Source organism: Rhodococcus sp. P3_B8, from assembly GCF_056402775.1.
Genome location: NZ_JBFUGT010000591.1, coordinates 1 through 1780 on the forward strand (window position 1 = coordinate 1; position 1780 = coordinate 1780).

Sequence of the window (1780 nt, forward strand, 5' to 3'; positions counted from 1 at the left end):
TCGCAGCCCGGAGGGCTCCGAGTTCGACATCATGTCCGAGGAAATCATCATTCTGTCGGTCAAGGACCGCGGTAGCTCGTACGAGATCGCATTGGACGGGGGAGCATTGACCGCGTTCCTGTCCTGGGTCGAATCACGACCGTCCGGCCGATCGGTCCGCGGTCGCCGACTCTGATCAGGACTTCCCGGCTCCGGGCTTCCAGAGCACGTCGCCCTCGGGGTTCGCGAGCCTGCTGACGATGAACAGCAGATCCGACAGCCGGTTGAGGTATTTCGCCGGTAGAGCGTTGGTGGTCTCCGGGTTCGCGTCGACGGCCGCCCACGCGGACCGCTCGGCCCGCCGGGTGACGGTCCGCGCCACGTGCAGCAGCGCTCCGAGTGCCGTGCCGCCGGGGAGAATGAAGGAGTTCAGCGGCGCCAGGCGTTCGTTCAGTTCGTCGCACCAGCCCTCGAGACGGTCGATGTACTCGTCCGAGATGCGCAGCGGCGGGTACTTCGGTTCGGCCTCCACTGGGGTGGAGAGGTCGGCGCCGGCGTCGAACAGGTCGTTCTGAATCTGCCGCAGGATCGACCGGATCTCCTCGGGCGGGTCGCCCAGTGCCACCGCAACCCCGATCGAGGCGTTCGCCTCGTCGCAGTCGGCGTAGGCGATCAGCCGCGGATCGTTCTTCGACACACGGGAGAAATCGCTGAGTCCGGTGGTCCCGTCGTCGCCGGTCCGGGTGTAGATCTTGGTGAGGTGTACGGCCATAGCGTTACGGTACCGGCCTCCGGGGTCGGCATCCCTGGCTCTAGGCTGTGTTCTGTGAGTGAACGCTTCCTTGTCACCGGCGGTAACCGCCTCGTAGGTGAAGTGTCTGTCGGGGGCGCCAAGAACAGCGTTCTCAAGTTGATGGCGGCAGCGCTGTTGGCCGAGGGCACCACAACTGTGACCAACTGCCCGGACATCCTCGATGTTCCCTTGATGGCGGACGTCCTGCGTGGCCTGGGCTGCGAGGTGGACCTCGACGATTCCATCGTCCGGATCACCACACCCGCGGAGCCCAAACACCACGCCGATTTCGCCGCGGTACGGCAGTTTCGCGCGTCGGTGTGTGTGCTCGGACCGCTGGTCGCGCGGTGCCGTCGCGCCGTGGTCGCGCTACCGGGTGGCGATGCCATCGGATCGCGGCCCCTCGACATGCACCAGTCGGGGCTGCGATTGCTGGGCGCGCACAGCACGATCGAGCACGGCTGCGTGGTGGCGCAGGCCGACGACCTGCACGGTGCGAACATCCGGCTCGCATTCCCGTCGGTGGGGGCGACCGAGAACATTCTGATGGCCGCCGTACTCGCCAAGGGTGAGACGGTGATCGACAACGCGGCCCGCGAACCCGAGATCGTCGACCTGTGCAACATGCTGATTCAGATGGGCGCGCAGATCCGGGGTGCAGGCACGTCCACGCTGACGATCCAGGGCGTCCTCAAACTCGAGCCGACCACGCACCGGGTCATCGGCGATCGGATCGTCGCAGCGACGTGGGGGATCGCCGCGTCGATGACCCGTGGCGACGTGCGTGTCCGCGGGGTCAACCCGAAACACCTGAGCCTGGTGCTCGACAAGCTGCGGGTGGCGGGAGCCGAAGTCACCGCCGAGTCCGACGGATTCCGGGTGGTCCAGGAAGCGCGGCCCACGGCCGTCAACTTCGCGACCCTGCCCTATCCGGGTTTCCCCACCGACCTCCAGCCGATGGCCATCGGTCTCGCCGCTGTGGCGGAGGGAACGTCGATGATCACGGAG

3 protein-coding genes are annotated in these 1780 nt (G+C 66.7%); 2 read left to right on the forward strand and 1 reads right to left on the reverse strand.

Translation table 11 applies throughout. The annotated features are described in order from the left end of the window. On the forward strand, positions 1-175 hold a 175-nt coding region (locus tag AC1D1G_RS44860; protein ID WP_477956902.1), incomplete at its 5' end, for a DUF2550 family protein. Here AC1D1G_RS44860 and AC1D1G_RS44865 read toward each other — a convergent pair. After that, on the reverse strand, positions 176-751 hold the full coding sequence (locus AC1D1G_RS44865; protein WP_164065057.1) for a cob(I)yrinic acid a,c-diamide adenosyltransferase: 576 nt from the start codon (positions 749-751) through the stop codon (positions 176-178). A gap of 54 nt (positions 752-805) precedes the next feature. Here AC1D1G_RS44865 and murA point away from each other — a divergent pair. Next, a partial coding sequence (gene murA / locus AC1D1G_RS44870; protein WP_477956901.1) for a UDP-N-acetylglucosamine 1-carboxyvinyltransferase occupies positions 806-1780 on the forward strand: 975 nt, incomplete at its 3' end.

Bases quoted from the DNA above. Each gene is read 5' to 3' on its own strand.
- AC1D1G_RS44865 (WP_164065057.1), bottom strand. From the start codon at position 751: ATGGCCGTACACCTCACCAAGATCTACACCCGGACCGGCGACGACGGG.